Annotated in this window: 21 protein-coding genes and 1 pseudogene; 14 read left to right on the forward strand and 8 right to left on the reverse strand. The window is 60.1% G+C overall.

The genetic code is table 11. From position 1 onward, the window contains the following. The 11 genes and pseudogenes from LPW30_RS15190 to LPW30_RS15240 all read left to right on the forward strand — a co-directional run. Nucleotides 1-918 (forward strand): annotated as a pseudogene (locus LPW30_RS15190) (transposase); the annotation flags it as partial. A gap of 206 nt (nt 919-1,124) precedes the next feature. Further along, nucleotides 1,125-2,171: a pseudaminic acid synthase gene (gene pseI / locus LPW30_RS15195; RefSeq protein WP_239681278.1), complete on the forward strand. Its 1,047-nt coding sequence runs from the start codon at nt 1,125-1,127 to the stop codon at nt 2,169-2,171. Between the two features lie 5 nt (nt 2,172-2,176). Beyond that, entirely contained in the window at nt 2,177-2,800 is a 624-nt protein-coding gene (locus tag LPW30_RS15200; RefSeq protein WP_239681279.1) for a type II toxin-antitoxin system MqsA family antitoxin, read from the forward strand. Then, nucleotides 2,763-5,078, forward strand: coding sequence for an IS4 family transposase (locus LPW30_RS15205; protein WP_239681280.1), 2,316 nt, complete (start codon nt 2,763-2,765; stop codon nt 5,076-5,078). The genes LPW30_RS15200 and LPW30_RS15205 overlap by 38 nt, the downstream gene beginning before the upstream one ends. Before the next feature lie 225 nt (nt 5,079-5,303). Further along, the gene (locus LPW30_RS15210) at nt 5,304-5,705 is read left to right on the forward strand and encodes a hypothetical protein (RefSeq protein ID WP_239681281.1); all 402 of its coding nucleotides are present in this window, start codon (nt 5,304-5,306) and stop codon (nt 5,703-5,705) included. Nucleotides 5,706-5,715: 10 nt separating this feature from the next. Further along, nucleotides 5,716-7,608, forward strand: coding sequence for a motility associated factor glycosyltransferase family protein (locus tag LPW30_RS15215; RefSeq protein ID WP_239681282.1), 1,893 nt, complete (start codon nt 5,716-5,718; stop codon nt 7,606-7,608). A 737-nt stretch (nt 7,609-8,345) separates the two neighbouring features. Further along, nucleotides 8,346-9,185 carry a flagellin N-terminal helical domain-containing protein gene (locus LPW30_RS15220; protein WP_239681283.1) on the forward strand — a complete coding sequence of 280 codons (840 nt, stop codon included), beginning with the start codon at nt 8,346-8,348 and terminating at the stop codon, nt 9,183-9,185. A gap of 101 nt (nt 9,186-9,286) precedes the next feature. Next, nucleotides 9,287-9,682 carry a flagellar protein FlaG gene (locus LPW30_RS15225; RefSeq protein WP_239681284.1) on the forward strand — a complete coding sequence of 132 codons (396 nt, stop codon included), beginning with the start codon at nt 9,287-9,289 and terminating at the stop codon, nt 9,680-9,682. Between the two features lie 85 nt (nt 9,683-9,767). Further along, nucleotides 9,768-11,228 (forward strand): flagellar filament capping protein FliD, encoded by a 1,461-nt coding sequence (fliD, locus tag LPW30_RS15230; RefSeq protein WP_239681285.1) that lies wholly within the window; start codon nt 9,768-9,770, stop codon nt 11,226-11,228. A gap of 79 nt (nt 11,229-11,307) precedes the next feature. Further along, the gene (gene fliS, locus LPW30_RS15235) at nt 11,308-11,757 is read left to right on the forward strand and encodes a flagellar export chaperone FliS (protein WP_239681286.1); all 450 of its coding nucleotides are present in this window, start codon (nt 11,308-11,310) and stop codon (nt 11,755-11,757) included. Between the two features lie 102 nt (nt 11,758-11,859). Further along, entirely contained in the window at nt 11,860-12,204 is a 345-nt protein-coding gene (locus LPW30_RS15240) for a flagellar protein FliT (protein ID WP_274520716.1), read from the forward strand. 134 nt (nt 12,205-12,338) lie between these two features. Here LPW30_RS15240 and LPW30_RS15250 read toward each other — a convergent pair whose 3' ends face one another. From LPW30_RS15250 to LPW30_RS15260, 3 genes are all read right to left on the reverse strand, one after another. Further along, complete coding sequence (locus tag LPW30_RS15250) at nt 12,339-13,019, reverse strand: coiled-coil domain-containing protein (protein WP_239681287.1); 681 nt, start codon at nt 13,017-13,019, stop codon at nt 12,339-12,341. Nucleotides 13,020-13,339: 320 nt separating this feature from the next. Further along, nucleotides 13,340-13,822 (reverse strand): ribonuclease HepT family protein, encoded by a 483-nt coding sequence (locus tag LPW30_RS15255; protein WP_239681288.1) that lies wholly within the window; start codon nt 13,820-13,822, stop codon nt 13,340-13,342. 2 nt (nt 13,823-13,824) lie between these two features. Beyond that, on the reverse strand, nt 13,825-14,124 hold the full coding sequence (locus tag LPW30_RS15260) for a nucleotidyltransferase domain-containing protein (RefSeq protein ID WP_025281900.1): 300 nt from the start codon (nt 14,122-14,124) through the stop codon (nt 13,825-13,827). Nucleotides 14,125-14,218: 94 nt separating this feature from the next. Between LPW30_RS15260 and LPW30_RS15265 the strand changes: the two genes are divergently transcribed. Together LPW30_RS15265 and LPW30_RS15270 are read left to right on the forward strand one after the other, a co-directional pair. Then, nucleotides 14,219-14,560, forward strand: a complete 342-nt coding sequence (locus tag LPW30_RS15265; protein ID WP_090255418.1) for a type II toxin-antitoxin system RelE/ParE family toxin — start codon at nt 14,219-14,221, stop codon at nt 14,558-14,560. Nucleotides 14,561-14,572: 12 nt separating this feature from the next. Next, nucleotides 14,573-14,875 (forward strand): helix-turn-helix domain-containing protein, encoded by a 303-nt coding sequence (locus tag LPW30_RS15270; RefSeq protein ID WP_025283089.1) that lies wholly within the window; start codon nt 14,573-14,575, stop codon nt 14,873-14,875. 34 nt (nt 14,876-14,909) lie between these two features. Here LPW30_RS15270 and LPW30_RS15275 read toward each other — a convergent pair whose 3' ends face one another. The 5 genes from LPW30_RS15275 to LPW30_RS15295 all read right to left on the reverse strand — a co-directional run bounded on the left by LPW30_RS15275 (nt 14,910) and on the right by LPW30_RS15295 (nt 18,084). Beyond that, nucleotides 14,910-16,379 (reverse strand): NAD(P)H-binding protein, encoded by a 1,470-nt coding sequence (locus LPW30_RS15275; protein WP_239681289.1) that lies wholly within the window; start codon nt 16,377-16,379, stop codon nt 14,910-14,912. A gap of 20 nt (nt 16,380-16,399) precedes the next feature. Continuing rightward, nucleotides 16,400-16,687, reverse strand: coding sequence for a helix-turn-helix domain-containing protein (locus LPW30_RS15280; RefSeq protein WP_239681290.1), 288 nt, complete (start codon nt 16,685-16,687; stop codon nt 16,400-16,402). Continuing rightward, nucleotides 16,674-16,907, reverse strand: a complete 234-nt coding sequence (locus tag LPW30_RS15285; protein WP_239681291.1) for an antitoxin — start codon at nt 16,905-16,907, stop codon at nt 16,674-16,676. The genes LPW30_RS15280 and LPW30_RS15285 overlap by 14 nt, the downstream gene beginning before the upstream one ends. 21 nt (nt 16,908-16,928) lie before the next feature. Further along, on the reverse strand, nt 16,929-17,657 hold the full coding sequence (locus LPW30_RS15290; protein ID WP_239681292.1) for a sulfite exporter TauE/SafE family protein: 729 nt from the start codon (nt 17,655-17,657) through the stop codon (nt 16,929-16,931). Nucleotides 17,658-17,742: 85 nt separating this feature from the next. Beyond that, a complete protein-coding gene (locus LPW30_RS15295) occupies nt 17,743-18,084 on the reverse strand; it encodes a nucleotidyltransferase domain-containing protein (protein ID WP_239681293.1) in 342 nt (113 codons plus the stop codon). Between the two features lie 131 nt (nt 18,085-18,215). Here LPW30_RS15295 and dusA point away from each other — a divergent pair, with 131 nt between their 5' ends. Next, nucleotides 18,216-19,214 (forward strand): tRNA dihydrouridine(20/20a) synthase DusA, encoded by a 999-nt coding sequence (gene dusA / locus LPW30_RS15300; protein WP_274520717.1) that lies wholly within the window; start codon nt 18,216-18,218, stop codon nt 19,212-19,214. The last annotated feature ends 41 nt before the right edge of the window (nt 19,215-19,255 follow it).

Raw genomic sequence — 19,255 nt, forward strand, 5'->3', positions numbered from 1 at the left:
CGACAAGCGGCCTGATGCCGTCAGACCCAAGCCCGCGAAGGCCTTGAGCGATGCCGAGCGCCAGGCGGTACTGGACGTGTGTCATCAGCCCGAGTTTGCCAGTCTGCCGCCGGCTCAGATCGTTGCACGCCTGGGGCCGACCAGGGTACTTACCTGGCCTCGGAATCCACCTTCTACCGGATTCTGCACGACGCCAACGAACAGCATCACCGTGGGCGCATGGCGCCGCCCCGGCAACCCGGTCCACCGCCGCGACACCGGGCAGATGGGCCGTTGCAGACATGGAGCTGGGACGTGACCTACCTGCCCACAGCCGTGCGAGGCCAGTTCTACTACCTGTACATGATCATCGACATCTACAGCCGCAAAATCGTGGACAGTGAGGTCTTTGCATCGGAGAACGCCAACAACAGCAGCATCCTGATCCGACGGGCCGTGCTCCGGGAACAGTGCTGCCATGCGCCCCCCAAGTTGCATGCTGACAACGGTGGGGCCATGAAAGGCGCCACGCTGTTGGCCACCCTGCAAAAGCTCGAGATCAGTCCTTCTTTCAGTCGGCCGCCCGTGAGCAACGATAACGCCTTCTCCGAGGCGATGTTCCGCACCTGCAAGTACCGCCCCGACTATCCGGCGAAGGGCTTTGAGAGCCTTGAAGTGGCCCGTGAATGGGTCCATCACTTTGTCCAATGGTACAACCATGAGCATCGCCACAGTGGCATCCGTTATGTCACGCCTGACGAACGTCATCGAGGCCTGGATCACGACATCCTGGCGCGCCGTCACCAGCTTTACCAGGCTGCCCGTGCCGCTAATCCCGAGCGCTGGTCCGGGGAGACCCGTAACTGGACGCCGGTGGGTCCGGTGTGGCTCAACCCTGAAATTCAAAATGATCCTCGTGCTTCATTAGAGGCTGCATGACCCGGGTTCCAACCACCTTGACAGCCGCCGGAGGCACTCAATGCCCGATTCGGCAGCCGTGCCTTCTGCATCATCCGCTCTGTGTGGGAAACCAGCAAATTACGCGGGCAGAATCCCTTCGAAGTCCTGCGGGTGGCTGTGACAGCCTGAACAGCTACTTATTTGATTACCACCTGAGCCAACTTCTAGGGTGAGGGCATTTAATTATGATAAAGATTGATGGACGAATCGTCTTGATCGGGCGAGCGCCCTACGTAATCGCCGAGATGTCCGGCAACCATAACCAGTCGCTGGACCGAGCCCTGGCAATTGTCGACGCCGCAGCAGACGCAGGCGCACATGCCATCAAGCTGCAGACCTACACCCCGGACACCATGACCCTGGATCTGGACGAGGGAGAGTTCTTCATCAGCGACCCGAAATCACTGTGGGTCGGGCAGTCCATGCACAAGCTCTATGAACAGGCGCACACCCCCTGGGACTGGCATGCCCCCATCATGGAGAGGGCGCGGGAGCGCGGGATCGCCTGCTTCAGCTCGCCTTTCGATGAGTCGGCCGTGGATTTTCTCGAATCACTGGACTGTTCGGCCTACAAGATCGCCTCGTTCGAATGTATCGACCTGCCTTTGATCCGCAAGGCCGCCGCCACCGGCAAGCCGCTAATCATCTCCACCGGCATGGCGACCCTACCCGAGATCGGCGAGGCAGTGGAGGCAGCCCGAGGCGCCGGCTGCCAGGATCTGGTGCTGCTCAAATGCACCAGTACCTATCCCGCCAGCCCGGAGAATACCCACCTGCGCACCATCGCCCACATGCGGGAACTGTTCGGCTGCGAAGTGGGACTGTCCGACCACACCATGGGTATCGGCGCCTCGGTGGCCGCCGTGGCATTGGGTGCCACCGTGATCGAAAAGCATTTCACCCTGTCCCGAGCCGAGGGTGGCGTAGACGCCGCTTTCTCCCTGGAACCCCATGAACTGTCAGCCTTGGTCACCGAAACCGAACGCGCCTGGCAGGCACTGGGCGAAGTCCGATACGGCCCAACCGAAGCGGAAACCAAAGCCCGACTGCGCCGCCGGTCGCTGTACATCGCCGAGGATATGAAGGCGGGGGAGGTATTCACCCAGAAGAACCTACGCCGCATCCGCCCAGGCCATGGTCTGCCGCCGAAATACTACGATGTGCTGCTGGGCAAACGGGTGACGCGGGATGTGGCCAAGGGGACGGCGGTGTCGTGGGAGTTGGTGGGGTAAGCTGAATGGCCACGCAATCTGATCAGCGGCACGCTTGCCCCGCATGTGGCGAGGGGCCGCTCGAACAGCGAACTGACAGCCATGTCGTCGAAAATGCAGGGGTTAGCGAGCGAATTCCGCTCTACGTAGCACAGTGTGCAGCCTGCGGTTCAGAACTGGCAACCGCAACCGAGGCTAAGGCGAACAAACGGGCGGTCGTTGCCTTTCGCAAGAGGGTTGATGGATTGCTCACCGGAGGGGAAATGCGCGCGGCGCGTGAGGCCATGGGGCTGACCCAGGCTCAGGCCGCCGCCCTCTTCGGCGGTGGCAAGGTGGCCTTCTCGCGGTATGAGAACGACGATGTGACCCAGAGCGAGGCCATGGATAGCCTGATTCGCCTGTGCCGGAGTCAGCCTGCAAACCTGCGAGAACTGGCGCAACGCAAGGGGGTCGCTCTCGCGGGAGAGCCCAGAAACGTTGGCAACCTGCTCGACTCTCTGCTGACGCGTAACCTCAGCAGGATCAAATGTTCACTGGATATCCAACTAGGCCTGCCCTGTACCCACATCTTCCGCTGGACAAACGCCTACCGGGGCGGTTACGGTTCCTGGCATGCGAGCACAGAATCAGATCAAGCGTACGCTCAGTGAGCCGGAAAGTGTTGCCCGGGTGCAAGCCCTGATGCGGGAGTTTCCCGATGCCCATCGCACCGGGATTGCGGACAAGGTGTGTGCCACGTTCGCATTTGTGGACGCCCGCGGCCGTTTTCAGCGGGCGGGTTGTTTGAAGGCGTTGCGGTCCCTGGAGCGGTCGGGGCAGCTGACGCTGCCGGCGCCGCGCACCCAGCCGGGGCGGCGTGTCGAGCGGCGACTGGGTGAGCCGGTGGCGGCGCCGGTGGGTGTTGGGGGTGAAGTCACCGAGTTGGTGGATCTGGCCCTGGTGCGCGTGGACGATGCCGCGTATCGGGCCATCTGGAACGAGTTGATGGCGCGCGAGCACCCTCGCGGGATGGGCCCGCTGGTGGGGGCGCAGATGCGCTATCTGATTGGTTCGGCGCATGGCTGGCTGGGGGCACTGGGGTTTGCCGCCTCGGCGCTGCAGTTGGCGGCGCGCGATGAGTGGATCGGCTGGGATCGGGCCTTGCGCGAAGCGCAGCGCCACCGGATCGTGGGGCTGAACCGCTTCCTGTTGCGCCCGGGGATGGCTTGCCGGAACCTGGCCTCGTGGGCGTTGGGCCGGGCATTGCGGCGCCTGGGTAATGACTTCGAGGCGGTGCATGGGTATCGTCCCTGGCTGGTGGAGACATTCATTGAGCCCCCACACTCGGGCGTGAGCCTGCGGGCATCGAACTGGCGCTTGGTGGGCCAGACCTGCGGGCGGGGTCGCCAGGATCGCGGCCATGCGGTGGCCGAGACGCGCAAGGCGATCTATCTCTATGAACTGGCCCCCGATTGGCGCACGCGAATGGGGGTCGGCCCCGCCCCGGCACGGCGCGATGGACCGCTGGCGCCGGGCGAAGGATTGGACGCCGCGCAGTGGGCCGAGCACGAGTTTGGGGGCGCACCTTTGGGAGACAAGCGTTTGACGAAACGACTGGTGGACAGTGCCCAACGCCAGGGCGAGGACCCGATGCGGGCCTTTACCGCCGTGGCCCGAGACGACTGGCCGGCGGTGAAGGGTTACTACCGGCTGATTGATCAGCCACCGGAGTCCGAGGTGACCCCGGAGCACATCCTGGCACCCCATCGCGAGCGCACGCAGCGCCGGATGCAAGCGCAGGCCACGGTCCTGTGCCTGCAGGATGGGACGGATGTGAACTTCACCACGCATCCGCAAACCCGGGGGTTGGGTGTCATTGGAACCAACCAGACCGGGGCACAGAGCCTGGGTCTGCACCTGCACTCGACGCTTGCGGTCAATGCGGAGGGACTGCCGCTGGGGGTGCTGCGTGCCCAGTTCGAGGCCCCGCAACCACGGGGCGACAAGGCGCCAGCGCAGGAAGAGAAGAAGAGCTTTCGCTGGATCGCCGGCCTGCGAGATACGGCGGCCCTGGCGGCCACGCTGCCAGAGACCCGCGTGGTCAGCGTCGCCGATCGGGAGGCCGATGTGTTCGACCTCTATGCCGAGCAGCAGCAACACCCCCAGGTGGACCTGCTGGTCCGTGCCCAACATAACCGACGGCTCGCCGATGGGCGACGCCTGTTCGACACCGTTCGCGACACCGCCATCCGCGGGCAGGTGGTCGTTGAACTGGAGGGGCAGAGCCTGCGCCCCAAAACCAACAAGCGCCCCGCGCGCCTGGGCCGGGCCGCACGGCCCGCGGAACTGGCCCTGCGCTACTGCCCGGTGACGATCCGTGGCACACCCTCCGGTGCCGATCAAGCCGTGACCGTGGAACTGACCGTGGTCCATGCCGTGGAACTGGACCCGCCCACCGGGGTGGAGCCCATCGAATGGTTCTTGCTCACCACAGTCCCTGTCACCTCGGCCGAACAGGCCGCCGACATCCTGCGGTGGTATCGTTTGCGCTGGAGAATTGAAGATTGGCATCGCGTTCTAAAATCCGGCTGCAAGATCGACGAACTCGGTCACCACAGTGTCGAGCGCCTGGAGCGTGCCATCGCCATCCGCATGGTCATCGCCTGGCGTGTCATGCTAATGACGCTGCTCGGGCGCGAGGCCCCGGAGTTGCCGGCCGAGTTGCTGTTCTCGGACACCGAACTGCGCGTCCTGGGTGATTACGCCCGATCCCGACGCCGCGAGCGCCCCGATCGCCTTGCCGACGCGGTGCGCGAGATCGCCATCCTGGGGGGTGGTTACCTCAACCGCAACACGGATCCCCCGCCCGGCCACCAACTCATCTGGCACGGCTACACCCGGCTCGCCAGCATGAGCTTTGCCTATTCGTTGCGGGACGAAATCGAATGATCATGGTCGGCAAACATGACTGGCGTGCGACACTTGTGGGTAAAGGGCAGGGGTAGGCGAGTGAATCGTGATCTTAAAAGAGGCACACCTCTTGTGTGGGAGCAGTTGGGATGACCACGGTGGCGCAAAAATCACAAAGGGCCATAACCGGAGGTCTATTTTTTAACCTCGAATCGGTTTGGTTACGTGGACTGATAGCCTGAAAAACTAACTGGAGTAACTATGATGAATCAGCAAGAGTCCGAGATACTCAAGGAAAGCAGCAAGGAAGTCAACGAGTATCTTGAACGTGCCATTCCAGTGCTGGAAGGTCTATTGGTACCATTGCGGGAGGGGCGCAGTGTTGAGCCTATATCATCGTTAGCCTCTGCGGCAGATGGTTTGGGTGGGCTAGTGCAATATGCCTCGTCCGCTCGTACACTGCTTGAGTCTTATAATGCCGATCTTGCCGATGCATTCTATAACTTTGAGTCCCGTCTGGGTGCAGCACTTGAGCCACTGGTGGCGGGAATGGATGCACAAGACGCAGTACTGGTTGCCGATATCGTCGAGTATGAATTAATCCCTGCACTGAAGGAACTTCAAAGTGCTGTACGGGATGTCCTCGGCCAGTCCAATATCCATTAGGAGGAAGCCTGTGAGCGTCTCTGCCAGCGTAGAAGCTTCGCCTCTCTTTCAGAAAAACATGGAGGCTTTGCGCCGCCGTCACCCCAAGTTGGCGGGGCGTGTCTTAGCGGCTAACGGCTCGATCCATGACCTGGAAGTGGAGATGGGAAGACGTGGACAGCCGACCCTGAAAGCCCAAGACAATCAAGGGGCCTACTATCTGCACAGTCCTTATGATCCGATCCGCGAAGCCAATGCTCTGGTGGATAAGGAATTGGATCCTGCTGAATTGGAGGTAGTGGTCCTTTTAGGAGTTGGCCTTGGGTATTACATTGAGTCTGTCCTGCCATCTCTAGACCCCCGTGCCCAAGTCGTTGTGGTGGAACCTGATATCGCTGCATTCAGATTGGCGCTAGAGCATCGCGATATCACCGATTTGCTCAATTCAGAAAGAGTGATTTGGGTTGTTCAATCCAACCACCAGACAGCTGTAGATGAGGTGGTGCGTGCGCTGAATGCGGTTACCATAAAATCATGGTCTGCACTGATTCCGCCAGCGATAGCTCGTCGGTATATGGCATTTGCCAAACCGTTTGTATTGGTGTTGAGTTCTGCTCTAACAACCTTGAAGGTTCACTTGGCGACTCACATAAGGGCAGCCGACCTTTTTATCAGTAACACGTTTAAAAATCTTCCATATATCGCTGATGCTCCGGGTATTCAGGATGTACGTGGAGCATGGAAGGGCCGGCCGGTGTTGTTAATTTCCGCTGGTCCGTCATTGGATCAACACCTAGAGACTATACGCGCCTTCAAAGATCAAATTCTTCTTGTTGCGGTAGGGCAAGCATGGCGCACTTTAAGAAAGGCTGGTATTGAGCCTCATTTCATAGTAACGGTAGACCCCTTCGAAGGTAACCTACCTCATTTTGACGGTATGGAATCGGCGGGCGCCTGCTTGCTTGCAGACGCAGGAACGCATCCTCTTGTTGTCAAGCAATTTACGGGGCGTCGGATTTTTTGCCACTCTACTCACCCTGTGGATCTTCTGATGTCCCAAGTGTGTGGAGAGCGTGGCGTCCTGCCCACCGGCGGGTCAGTGGCTAATACTGCTTTTTCATTTGCTGTCAATTTGTCTGCAGATCCCATTATATTGGTAGGGCAGGATCTTGCATTTACAGGTGGCCAGACACATTCTAGAGGTAACGCTTATCGTCAGGCCGTGGATTCTATTGCAGAAGAAAAACGAAAGAGCTGGCGTGAGGTGCCAGGGTATGATGGAGGTAAGGTCACTACCAGTTCGCAAATGGATGTGTATCGGCACTGGTTTGAACGTTTTATTCTGAATCAGCCTGAGCTGCGAGTAATAAATTCCACGGAGGGTGGGGCACGTATCGAAGGTGCACGGCAGGTACCACTGTCAGAGGCCCTTGATATGTTTGCGAGTGATCAGGTCATTAATGTCAATGGCCTGTGGCCAAGCGACTTTGAAGTCTCGACGCACGATGAGCTCAAAAGAGGACTTCATAGTCTACGAATGAAGCTTTCCGAGTTTAAAGAGCTTTCTGAAGATATTGTTCATCTTTCTGGGGAATTAGGATCACTAAAAGACTTGCATGGTGAGCTACAGGGCGTGCCTGGCGCAGTCAAGCTAAACAGCCGACTGAAAACTCGCTTCCGAAAATACCGCCGACTCAAGCATCCTGCTCGTATTATGGTGGAAGCGTTTACCGCTCGATCGCGTATTGGTGCTCATACTGTGCTGCAGAAGCAGGAAAAGGATGAGCCCTTATCAAGCCGCCAAGGGTTGTCGCTTGCCCAGAGTTTTTATCGGGACGTAGCGAAAGGCTGCGATCAAGGGATTAAACTGTTGGAACAGACCTTGGATGAAGTCCATAAGAAAATGTCAGGCAAAGAGGTTTGAGAGGGTTTTTAAAGAGTATCATCCGGCGTGTTGATCACCTTATATAAGTCAGCCCTTCCTGCAGGTGCTTGTAAAGAACGCGTCGCATTTGCAATTAGGTCGGTGAGCGCGGCATTACGGCTTTGGCCTGTTGACTTGATGGCTGCGAAGCAGCCCAAGTTGGCCGGGGGGTGCGGCAGGCCGCGCAGGGCAGCAAACGACTAGCAGCGCCGGGCCCCAGACGGGCATGCCCGCTCCCGTTGGTGGCTTCGTCCTACTCATGATGCGGTCGGACTTGTCCACGCTGCTGGCACCACGTAAAGCTGGCCCGAGATGGTCTGTCCGCAGTCGGTGCAGGCCGCATCGTAGTGCCATGGCGACTCAATTCCGGGCGTGCGCCCTCTGGCGAACAACATGTTGGTGCGATTCCGGGCAATCAGAGATGTTCCTTCTTCTTTTCTGAAGCGGTGGAGATCAACGTCCCCCGGGTATCGCTTCAGCTCAATTCGGAATAGCCTGCCCCGTCATTCCCGATAAGCGGCCATATCTTGCCGCGAGCCGGTGACTTTGCTCCCTTCCCATCACGCGCGGCACCACCAAAGAGCCACTCGCGGAAAATTTTTGCCGTTTGCGGCTAAAGCTTGCCACTTTGGTGCCGATAACGGGTTTGAACGGGGATAAAACCTGCCGGCGACGGACTCCCGATTCACAGACCCATAGGGCCAAGAGAGGCCCAAACAAGGCTTAGGAGAACGATCATGTCACAGGTCATTAACACCAATATCGCATCGCTCAACGCACAGCGGAACCTGAATGCAACCCAGGGGCAGCTCCAGACCTCTCTTGAGCGGTTGTCGTCGGGTCTGCGGATCAATAGTGCCAAGGACGATGCTGCAGGCTTGGCGATTTCGGAACGGTTCAGCGCCCAAATTCGCGGCCTCAATCAAGCTGCCAGAAATGCGAATGACGGCATTTCGCTCGCGCAGACGGCAGAAGGCGCACTTTCTGAGATCAGTAATAATCTTCAGCGGATGCGAGAGCTTGTGGTGCAGGCTGCTAACGATTCGAACAGCGGAAGTGATAGGGAAGTTATTCAAAAGGAGATCGCAGCCCTGACAAGCGAGATTGGTAGGGTCATTGATCAGACGAAATTCAATGAAATTGAGGTGTTGAAAGCAAGTACAGAGCTAACCTTCCAGGTCGGGGCGAATAATGGAGATACGATCACTGTTAATCTTGAGGATATCCTTAATTTATCGACTGCAAGTTTTGGTACCGTAGATCTGACTGACATCGATGTTGGAGGCGCAAGTGCTGGTGCGATTGGCGATTTTTTGGATGAGCTTGACACTGCTATCACTGTTGTAGCTGACGCGAGGGCAGAATTAGGTGCTATCCAGAACCGCTTTGAGTCTGTTGTCGCTAATCTTAATAATGCGTCCGAGAATCTTTCTGCTTCTCGTTCCAGGATCCTGGACGCAGATTTTGCTCAGGAAACTGCCAACCTCACCCGGTCGCAGATCCTCCAGCAGGCCGGCACCTCGGTGCTTGCACAGGCGAACCAGGCACCCAATAATGTGCTTGCGTTGCTCCAGTAATACCCGGGGCTTGAGGTGAACGCAAAAGCCCGGGCGACAACCGTCCCCCGGGCTTTTGTTCTCCCCGCCATCGGGGGAGGAGATGGCAGATGGATACGAGAATGAATGTCATACCCATGAACCTGGCGCCGACGCGGCAGGCTAGTGGGCAGGAGATGGCCGGCAAGGTTTCGCCGTCGGACGCCGGTGGCCAAGGGCGGTCGGTGTCGCAGGCTGATGGGGCAATGTCGAGACAGGAGTCCTTGCGACCCGAGGCCCCAAACCCGGCCGAACTGGAAAAATCCGTGGATGCGGCAGTTGAACGCATCAATGAATTTGTCCAGGTGGTTCAGCGGGATCTGCAGTTTACGGTGGATGACTCCACCGGCCGCACCGTGGTGAAGGTGATGGATTCGCAAAGCGAAGAGATCATTCGCCAACTGCCGCCGGATGAGATTCTGGCGGTGGCTGCGCATCTTGAAGAGGTGCGCGGCCTGCTGGTCAAGGAGAAAGCCTGACCTGGTGCAGACCTTGCATGCTAAAGGTCAGCGCTGAGTCCATTCAGGCGGTGCGCGCCGCTTTCGTCGATCATTGGCGAGGGTGGTGGCGGTCACCGCCCTTTTGAGTTTGCAGGAGGTTGTCGTGAGCACAATCACATCCATGGGCGTAGGTTCCGGTATCGATGTACGCGGGCTGGTGGATCAGTTGGTGGCCGCCGAACGGGCCCCGAGGGAAAACCGGATCAATAGCCAGGAAAAACGCATCGAGGAGCAAATCTCGGGCCTGGGTAAACTCAAGAGTGGTCTATCGGACTTTGGCGCTGCGCTTGACGGCCTCAGTAGCGCTGGGGATTTCCGGCAGGTGGAAACCCGTGTTGTTAAGGAGGGCATGGTCACCGCCAATGCCCGTGATAATGCGCCGATCGGAAATTATGAAGTGGAAGTGACCCAGTTGGCACAGTCTCAGCGGCTGGCGACCAGTGTGGATCTCTTTGGCGACGTGGCGGATTTTTCGGCCGGCGGCACGGCTCTGGGCGCCGGTGACGTTACTATCACACTGGCGGATGGGACGACTGAAACCTTCACTTTAACCGAAGAGGCTTCAACGCTGGAAGATCTGCGTGCCGCGATCAATAACCAGTCCAGTAGCCTTCGCGCCTCGGTAGTGGATGATGGCAATGGCCCTAGGCTTACTCTAAGTACCACCCAGACGGGTGAGCAAAACGCCATATCCCAGATTGCCGTGAATGCTGGCGGTGAAGCGTTGCTCAATAAGCTTGGCTTCAATGCGGCAGATCTCGGTGTTGATCAGGACACCAGTGGAGGCTTCAGGCAGTTGCGCGCCGCGCAGGATGCGATTGTGAAGGTGGATGGCTTGGAAGTGACTCGCCCCACGAATGAATTGCGTGGCGTACTGGATGGTGTGGATCTCACACTGAATGATACCGGGACCACCCGTGTAGCGGTCACCGAGCAGGAAGGCACGGCGTTGGAGGCCGTTCGCGGCTTTGTTGAGGCCTACAATGCATTGCGCAGTCAGCTCAATGCGCTGAACGCCTTTAATCCGGATACCGAAGAAAGCGGTATTCTGAATGGTGACTCCACGCTTCGTGGCGTGCAGGATCGCATGGCGCGCATGGTGAGTAACCCGGTGGAAGGCATGGATGGCGCGGTTCGCGCATTGGCAGATCTGGGCATCAGCACGCAACGGGATGGCACGCTGGCCATCAACGAGGCCCGGTTGAGCGATCGGCTGGCCGAGGACCGCGAGGCAGTGGTTTCCCTGTTTACCCAGGCAGACACGGGTATTGCTGCGCGGATGAAGGGGGTGGTGGAGGAGTTCACCGGGCGTGACAGCATTATCAATACACGCACGGAAAATCTGCGGCAACAGATGTCCGGGCTGGCCGACGATCGTGAACGTCTGGAATACCGCATGGAGCGTATCGAAGCCCGTTACATCGCCCAGTTCAGTGCGATGGATGCCATGGTCGCGCAGATGAACCAGACCAGTCAGTTTCTGGATAATCAGTTGCAGGCCTTGCCGGGTAATAACCGCAAGTAAGGCACATGGCGGCTAAACTTTTCCCCTGGCTGGCCGATATCAGGGGTGTGGAGATACAGACCGCCGGGAGCGTCCAACCATGAATCAAGCAGCCATGCACAGAGGCATCAATCAGTACCAGCAGGTGGGCGCTGCCGGCGCCTCCTTTGCGGACCCGCATCGCCTCATCGAGATGCTCTTCGATGGTGGCATCGACCGGCTGGCCCAGGCCCGCGGTGCGGTGCACCGGGGGGATCGCAGCGCCAAGATCAAGTTCATCGGCAAGGCCTTCGATATCATCGGCGGGCTTCGCGGTGGGCTGGATCTGGAAAAGGGCGGTGACATCGCCGCCAATCTGGATAACCTGTACGAGTACATGCAGCGCCGCCTGGTGTCGGCCAATGCCCGCAACGATGCGGAGATCATTGATGAGGTGAGTCAGTTGCTCAACGAGATCCGCGAGGCCTGGAAGGCCATTCCGGCCGAGGTACGGAAGAATCCTGCGGCACATTCGGGCGGTGATCAGCCGGCTGTGCGACCGGTGGAGTGAAGCCTGGATTTTGAGGCGCCCGGGGTGTGTTGGCACTCCGGGCGTTTTTGCGTTTTGGGTTGGTCTATTCGCGGCCGAGGGCCGCTCCCACGGGAGGGTGTGATGAGTCAGGGTGTGGAGGATGTACTGGCGGCAGCGGCGGAGCTTGAGCGCCTGGCGCGGCAGCGGATCACCTGGGCACGCCAGGGTGAGTGGGATGCCCTGGTGGAGAGCGAAGCGCGGCGGGGGGAGCTGGCCGAGCGGATCCGAGTGGATGTGTTTGAGGGGCGCGATGACCTGGGCCGTTCCCTGGCCGAGCGGCTCACGCGGATACGGGATCTGGATGAGGAACTGGTGCCCCTGCTGGAGCAGGCCCGGGATGAGCTGGCGGTGGAGTTGCAGAAGGTTCAGAAGAAGGCGGCGGGGGCGCGGGCTTATGATCGGACGTCGCGGGGGGAGAAGGGGTGATCGCGGCATCGCCGTCCCTCGCCACCGCACGCGGTATCGTCCAGGCGAGAACCGAATAGCCTGCCCCGTGCGGTCTCGCCGGCCTGATCGGCGACGATGCGGCGGATGGTGCTTTGTTGCTGGGGGGGGAGGCGTCAGCCGAGGATGAAGCGTATCCCGCCGAGGATGAGGGCAGTCTGGGCCAACAGGGCACCCAGGGTCCATTTGATGATTTCCACTTTTTGATGGGCCATGTCTGCCCGGATGAGGGCGGTCTCCTTGTGGAGTTCTCCCCTGAGCTGCTCAATGTCTCTCTGCACGTCACCGCGCCACTGCTCGATATCCTTGCGCAGATTGGCTTCGATCTGCTTTGTCTCGCCGCGAAGCTGCTCGATCTCCTTGTACAGATTGCCTTCCATCTGCTTTGTCTCGCCGCGAAGCTGTTCGATCTCCTTGTGCAGATTGGCTTCGATCTGCTTTGTTTCGCCACGAAGCTGTTCGATCTCCTTGTGCAGATTGGCTTCGATCTGCTTTGTTTCGCCACGAAGCTGTTCGATCTGCTTATGCAGATTGCCTTCCATCTGCTTTGTCTCGCCGCGCCACTGCTCGATATCCTTGCGCAGATTGGCTTCGATCTGCCTGGTTTCGCCGCGCAGCAGTTCGATTTCCTTGACGAGTCGGAGCTCGGTTTCCTTGAGGGAAGTATTGGTGGCAAGGTCGTTGACGGCGGGGAAGCGGCGCTCCACGTGCTCGATGGCTTCCACAATGAGGCGCGCCCGGGTCTTTTCGTCCGGGGCGCTGCTGATCTGTTCGTAGAGGTCGATCACGGAGGTCATGGGTGGATTATTGCACCCCCCCCGCTACCGCGCCAGTCTTGCCAGATGCCTTTGATAACGCCGCATCACCAGCAGGTGCCCCACGGCCTGAAGTGGTTCAGATCCGGGTGGATGTGTTCGAGGGCCATGAGGACCTGACTCGGGCCCTGGCCGATAGGCTCACACGCATAATGGCGTGCTTTTGCTTGCCTTGTTGCTCAACGGCGTTCATGTTGGGATATACGCTCTGTATATCCCGGGGGCTCTTGGTGGAAACAAAAATTTTCAAGAGCAATCGTACCCAAGCACTGCGTCTGCCCAAGGCGGTGTGACTGACGCTTTCAACCCCTCCACCCGCGCGCTTCAAGATCCTTGAGGATGTTGTTGGTCACCTGAACCAGGGTGGGCACGTATTCGTGGCCGCTTTGCAGGGCGTTGGCCAGGATGTTGGGATCGTCGATATATTCGTGGATCATTTGATTGCGCAGTTTGCGCATGGCCATCCAGTCTTCAGTTGAAGGGACCCATCCCAGGCGCTCGGCCTTGTCCAGGTTATCGATGGCGGCGCCGGTCTTTTCGCCCAGGGCCTCCAGGTGGCGGGGGATCAGTTTGTCGCCCAGAGTGTCTTGCAGGCGGCCAAATCGTGCCACGAAGGCATCAGCGCGTTCGGCCAGGTCAATGTCCTGGGCCAGGGATCTGGCACGTGCTTCGGTGAACGGTTGAGCAAACAGGCGTGCATCGGTGAGGGCCAGGTGCCGGGCTTCCTTTTGTGCCAGGTCCGCGAGGAACCGCAGACGTTCGTGTGGCGTGGGTGGTTGGGGCATGGTTACAGGATCACCCCTTCGCGACGCGCCACATCATGGATTGGCAGGTGTCGCAGGTTGGGGGCGCTCAGGACCACATCGACTCTGCGGCCCTGCATTTGGCGACTTATCCTGGCGGAGAGGGTGGCCGAGAGTTGGGCGGGTTGCTCCACGGGTTCATCCAGTTCCACCAGGAGGTCCACATCCCCTCCACGGGCGGTGTCGTCCAGGCGAGAACCGAACAGCCGAACCCGGGCGGCCTCGCCGGCCTGATCGGCGACGATGCGGCGGATGGTGGTTTGTTGTTGGGGGGTGAGGCGCATGGGGTGAGTGTACTACGGTCGGCCGAATCCACCTATGCCTTGACAATAGGTTGAAACCTATATAGCTTCTTCCCTATAGTCGGAAGACCAACCCATGTGGCAGATAGAGCAGACCAGGACGTTTGAAGAGTGGTACTTTGCGCTGGACGACGCCGACCGTGAGAACGTGCTGGCAGCACTCTTGATGCTGAGGGAAAGGGGGCCAATGTTGCCGCGCCCCTACGCTGACACGGTGAATGGCTCGCAGTATCGCAACATGAAAGAGCTGAGGATCCAGAGCCAAGGGCGGCCGCTTAGAGCCTTCTTTGCCTTTGATCCTCAGCGGACGGGCATCATCTTGTGTGCCGGAGATAAGACCGGTAACAAGCGTTTCTACGATGATTTGATCCCAGTGGCTGACCGGGAATATGCGGCCCACCTGGAATCATTAAAGTGAGGTGAAAGCTATATGGCCCGCACCCTGGACCAACTGATTGCCAGCGAGAACCCTGATGTTGTCAATCGCGCCAAGGAGAAGGCTGATGCGATGCTGCTGGAACTCCGCTTATCGGAGGTTCGCCGTCTAGTGGAGATGACTCAGGCGGAAATGGCCGACGCGCTCGGCGTCAAGCAGCCAACGATTGCGGGCATGGAGAAGAGCGGCCAGGATCTCCGCTTGAGTTCCCTTAAACGCTACGTTGAAGCCATCGGCGGGAAGGTTCGTGTGGATATACAGCTTCCCGATGGCACTCATCACGGATTCTCACTGTAATTGTTTTGCTCGAGGGCATGGAGCCATTGCCCCCCTACCGCGCCAGCCGGGCCAGATGCCGTTGATAACGCCGCATCACCAGCAGGTGCCCCACGGCTTGTGTCCATAGGTAGATGTACCAGGGCAGGGCGGGGGCGAAGTCGTGGATGGCGGCCAGGGTGTAGCGGTCGTCCAGCACGGTGTGAAACTCGAATCGCCCCTTGTCTTCAATATTTCTTGCCAGCAGGCCGCCGGTGATGCGGTAGACCTGTCGCCGTGCGTGGCTGGCGGCGGGATCGTGGATGAGTTCCAGGATGTTCAGGCGGGGCCAGCGCAGGTGGATGCGATAGCCGGCGTCCGGGTGTGTGGTGCTGGGTTGGCCGTTGTCCCGTGCGGGGGCGATGACCTCGGTGACCACCAGGGGCCAGCAGCATTGGGTGAGCCAGCGGAAGTAGTTGCCGGCCACCCAGGCGGCATTCTGCCCCGGGGGGAGGATGATGCGCTGGATGGAGCGCACCCGGCTGTCGCGGCGTAGCTGGGCCCGGGTGCGTTTCTGGATGGGCTGGCGGGGGCTGGGCTTGAGGCGTTGCCGGGGGTGGTCCAGGGCCTCGTTGAGGGCCTGTTCGAAGGGGATGGCGCCGGGGTTGATGTGCCGCTGCAGGGGGTTGTCGCGGATGATGGTGTCCCGGGGCAGGCTGTCGATCACCGGGGCCACCAGGTCGGTGGGGGTGCCGGTCACCCAGCGGGCGCCCAGGGCGGCGATGCGGGCGGGCAGCCAGGGCAGGATGATGAAGCGGCGTTTCAGGTTCAGGAGTCGGGCCGTGGTGCGCAGGGCCTCCACGTAGCTGATGTCCTGGGGGCCGCCGATGTCGTGGGGGCCGCTGAATTGTTCTGGCTGCCCCACGGCATGTTGAATGGCGCGGTTCAGGTCCTGCAGGGCGATGGGCCGGGTCACTGAGCGGGCCGACGGCGGCATGAAGAGCACGCCCATGCGCCGCACCAGTTCCACCATAAGTCGGCTGGCCGATCCTCCGGGGCCCACCACCAGGCCGGCGCGCAGTACGGTGATGGGCACGCCGTGGGCGCCCAGGACCATCTCCACTTCCCGTCGGCTCCACAGCAGGGTGGAGATGCGGAAGCTGTCGGGGATGTAGCCACCGACGAAGAGGATCTGTTTCACGCCATTGGCGGCGGCGGCGCGGGCGAAGTTGTCGGCCAGGATCAGGTCCATGTCCCGGGGCGCGGCCTGGGTGAGTCGGGAGGAGGGGGCCAGGGAGTGCACCAGGTAGATGGCGTAGTCACACCCTTGCAGTGCCCGGGTGACATCCTCCTGGGAGAACAGGTCGCAATGCTGCCACTGGATGCAGGCCTCGGGGTCGGGTGTTTCGGCCCGGGCCGGGGAGCGGGTGAGGGCGGTCACCGGGTATTCCTTCGCCAGTTCCTGGCACAGGGTGGTGCCGATAAAGCCGCTGGCGCCGGCCACGGTGATACGGGGGGTGTTGAGGGGGCAGGAGGGGGTGGGCATTTAAACGAATAATTTTGGTTTCAGATCACTTCCAGCTGTAGATGCTTTCCACAGGCCTTCAGGTAGCGACGCACGGTGCTGATGGACGGGGAATGCTGGCCTGATGCCAATGAGCGCTCCAGGCGAGCAATGGCCGGTGCCTTGGTACCCATGCGGGCAGCTACTTCAGCCTGCGTCAGCCCAGCCTCACGGCGAGCCTGTAGCAGCATGTCCAGCAAGGCGAACTCTTCACGGTTGACCCGCTCGTACTCCTCGCGGACCTCGCGGTTTTCCAGCGCTTTTGCCTTCAGTTGCTCATGAGTCAGCATCCTTTACCTCCTTGAGTCGCTTTTCGGCCAAGACTTTCTTCTGTGCCCTGAGGTCTTTGAAAGGGGGGCGAATATTAATACGGGCGTCCTTCTTGGATATGGCCTCTGCATATGCCCGATGCCGGTTTTGGGTGTTTGCAGCGTGAGCCGCCCTTTTCAAGGTTCCAGAATCGAACGCTTCGAGAATTTGCTTCTCTTCTTCATCGCCAAGCTCGCTCATTGTGGGCCTCCCCGGCACATCTTAATACAACGCACTTACAATGGCCGCCACCCCTGCCACCGCAGAGAGCCACAGCACTGCTGGCCTGAGCCAGCGGCGGTCCAGGTAGTCCACCAGGTAGCCGGAGATCCAGAACCCCATCACGATGCCCGGTAGCAGGGCCAGGCCCAGCAGCAGTTCTGTGGTGCCGAATCGGTCCAGGAAAGCCAGGGCGGTGAGGGCGACGATGCCTGCGGGTACGAAGATGGCCGACAGGGTGCCTCGCAGTCGGGGACCGGTCACGTTCTGGAAGGCCAGTGCCAGGGGCGGGCCGCCGATGGAGGTGATGGTGGCCATGAAACTGGACAGTCCGGCGGCGCCGATCAGATGATGGGGGCGTGGATCGGGCATGTGGCGGACAAGACTCAGGCCTACCCCGAGCAGCACCAGGATGCCCAGCAGCATTCCCAAGACCTGTTCCGCCACCACGCCCAGCACCAACGCGGCCATGGCGGTGCCGGCAAAGCTGCCGGGCAGGGCCCAGGCCACATCCCGTGGTTGAACGGCCCGCCACTCTCGCAGGAGGATGAGCAGTGGCAACGCCATGCCGACGATGAGCATGGGGGCGGGAATGAGTTGTGGGTGAATGAGGTACAGTAGCGGCGCGCCCAGCAGCGCCACGCCGTAACCGATGCCACCCTGTATGATGGCGCCGATGATGAGGACGAGGGTGGCCAGGAGCCATTGGTGGAGGGTGAGGGGGAAGTCCATGGCTGAGCTGGGGTTGAATCATCAACCTTCGGTCATGAACCTGGCTCGCATGGTGGTCACGAATTTGGCGTCAATTGCTGACCATTCATAGCCGAACCCCTTCCCGATCGATGTTGCGCAGCAAGATGGGGTTGGAATGATTTTCCGGGTGCTCCCATTCGTCGAGCCAGATCGGCAGTGGCGAGATGAGGATGCCGGTTTCGAGTAGAACATCGAAGGCGATATCAGCCATGTCAAGCTTGGTGGGCAGGAAGCGTTGATGCTCACCGCGCAGCAGAATGGCGACGTCTGCGTCACTGTCTGGGCGGTGTGTGCCACGGGCACGGCTGCCATAGATAATGGCTGCCGCTACGTCGTAGCGACTGGGGATCAAGCTGAGGAAACTTCGGACAGCTTCCTCTGTGTGATGGTCGATTTGATTACTCATGGGGAAAAACAACGGAACACGGTCTCATGATCGCTCCCGGCCAAGGAGAAAGCAATACGCGTATCCGGTCTTGGTCTGTGCCGACTCGGGATGAAGTGGGCGACGTGAATCTTTTTTCAAGAGAACTATGAATGTCTGATTTTTCCAACTTTACCGCCCAGCACCGCTTCTGCGTGGCGCCGATGATGGAATGGACGGACCGCCATTGCCGGTACTTTTTGCGCCTGCTCAGCCAGCGGGCATTTCTCTACACCGAGATGGTCACCACCGGGGCGTTGATTCATGGTGATCGGGAGCGCTTTCTGGCCTTTGATCCCGCAGAACATCCCGTTGCGCTTCAGTTGGGCGCTTCCGAACCGGAGGATCTGGCCCGGTGTGCCGTCATGGCGCAGGAGGCTGGGTATGACGAGGTGAATCTCAACGTGGGCTGCCCTTCGGATCGGGTGAGTTCCGGGCGGTTTGGGGCGTCTTTGATGAGGGAGCCGGAGCGGGTGGCGGATTGTGTGCGGGCCATGGGCGAGGCGGTGGATATCCCGGTGACGGTGAAGCATCGGATCGGGATCGATGATCTGGATTCGTATGAGTTTCTGGCAGGATTCGTGGACAAGGTGGCCTCGGCGGGTTGCCAGTTGTTCATCGTGCATGCTCGCAAGGCCTGGCTGCAGGGGCTGAGCCCGAAGCAGAACCGGGAGATCCCGCCGCTGTGCTATGAGCGTGTGCATCAGTTGAAGGCGGATTTTCCTCATCTTGCCATCATCATCAATGGGGGGCTGACCACCCTGGATGCCTGTCAGACGCAGCTGGAACATGTGGATGGGGTGATGGTGGGGCGGGAGGCCTATTACAACCCCGGCATTCTGGCGGATGTGGATCGGTTGCTTTATGGCGAGCAGGGGCCGGTGCCCACGCCCCATGAGGTGGTGGAGCGCTTCGTGCCTTATGTGGAGGCGCGCCTGGCCGAGGGTGTGCCCCTGCAGGCCATGACGCGGCATATCCTGGGGCTGTTCCCGGGCATGCCGGGGGCGCGAGCCTGGCGGCGGCATATCAGTGAGAATGCCCACCGGGACGGTGCAGGCGTGGAGGTGATTCTTGAGGCGCTGGGGAAGGTGCGGCGTCCTGAGATGCGGTGATCAGGCGTCCGCCCCCTCATCCCCAGCCCTTCTCCCCCGCG

The organism is Ectothiorhodospira variabilis (assembly GCF_022227625.1).
Taxonomy (GTDB): domain Bacteria; phylum Pseudomonadota; class Gammaproteobacteria; order Ectothiorhodospirales; family Ectothiorhodospiraceae; genus Ectothiorhodospira; species Ectothiorhodospira haloalkaliphila.

What these genes read in the sequence shown, in the direction of transcription:
- pseI (WP_239681278.1), top strand. Translation starts at nt 1,125, where the DNA reads ATGATAAAGATTGATGGACGAATCGTCTTGATCGGGCGAGCGCCCTAC.
- LPW30_RS15200 (WP_239681279.1), top strand. Translation starts at nt 2,177, where the DNA reads ATGGCCACGCAATCTGATCAGCGGCACGCTTGCCCCGCATGTGGCGAG.
- LPW30_RS15205 (WP_239681280.1), top strand. Translation starts at nt 2,763, where the DNA reads ATGCGAGCACAGAATCAGATCAAGCGTACGCTCAGTGAGCCGGAAAGT.
- LPW30_RS15210 (WP_239681281.1), top strand. Translation starts at nt 5,304, where the DNA reads ATGAATCAGCAAGAGTCCGAGATACTCAAGGAAAGCAGCAAGGAAGTC.
- LPW30_RS15220 (WP_239681283.1), top strand. Translation starts at nt 8,346, where the DNA reads ATGTCACAGGTCATTAACACCAATATCGCATCGCTCAACGCACAGCGG.
- LPW30_RS15225 (WP_239681284.1), top strand. Translation starts at nt 9,287, where the DNA reads ATGAATGTCATACCCATGAACCTGGCGCCGACGCGGCAGGCTAGTGGG.
- fliS (WP_239681286.1), top strand. Translation starts at nt 11,308, where the DNA reads ATGAATCAAGCAGCCATGCACAGAGGCATCAATCAGTACCAGCAGGTG.
- LPW30_RS15240 (WP_274520716.1), top strand. Translation starts at nt 11,860, where the DNA reads ATGAGTCAGGGTGTGGAGGATGTACTGGCGGCAGCGGCGGAGCTTGAG.
- LPW30_RS15250 (WP_239681287.1), bottom strand. Translation starts at nt 13,019, where the DNA reads ATGACCTCCGTGATCGACCTCTACGAACAGATCAGCAGCGCCCCGGAC.
- LPW30_RS15255 (WP_239681288.1), bottom strand. Translation starts at nt 13,822, where the DNA reads ATGCCCCAACCACCCACGCCACACGAACGTCTGCGGTTCCTCGCGGAC.
- LPW30_RS15260 (WP_025281900.1), bottom strand. Translation starts at nt 14,124, where the DNA reads ATGCGCCTCACCCCCCAACAACAAACCACCATCCGCCGCATCGTCGCC.
- LPW30_RS15265 (WP_090255418.1), top strand. Translation starts at nt 14,219, where the DNA reads ATGTGGCAGATAGAGCAGACCAGGACGTTTGAAGAGTGGTACTTTGCG.
- LPW30_RS15270 (WP_025283089.1), top strand. Translation starts at nt 14,573, where the DNA reads ATGGCCCGCACCCTGGACCAACTGATTGCCAGCGAGAACCCTGATGTT.
- LPW30_RS15275 (WP_239681289.1), bottom strand. Translation starts at nt 16,379, where the DNA reads ATGCCCACCCCCTCCTGCCCCCTCAACACCCCCCGTATCACCGTGGCC.
- LPW30_RS15280 (WP_239681290.1), bottom strand. Translation starts at nt 16,687, where the DNA reads ATGCTGACTCATGAGCAACTGAAGGCAAAAGCGCTGGAAAACCGCGAG.
- LPW30_RS15285 (WP_239681291.1), bottom strand. Translation starts at nt 16,907, where the DNA reads ATGAGCGAGCTTGGCGATGAAGAAGAGAAGCAAATTCTCGAAGCGTTC.
- LPW30_RS15290 (WP_239681292.1), bottom strand. Translation starts at nt 17,657, where the DNA reads ATGGACTTCCCCCTCACCCTCCACCAATGGCTCCTGGCCACCCTCGTC.
- LPW30_RS15295 (WP_239681293.1), bottom strand. Translation starts at nt 18,084, where the DNA reads ATGAGTAATCAAATCGACCATCACACAGAGGAAGCTGTCCGAAGTTTC.
- dusA (WP_274520717.1), top strand. Translation starts at nt 18,216, where the DNA reads ATGTCTGATTTTTCCAACTTTACCGCCCAGCACCGCTTCTGCGTGGCG.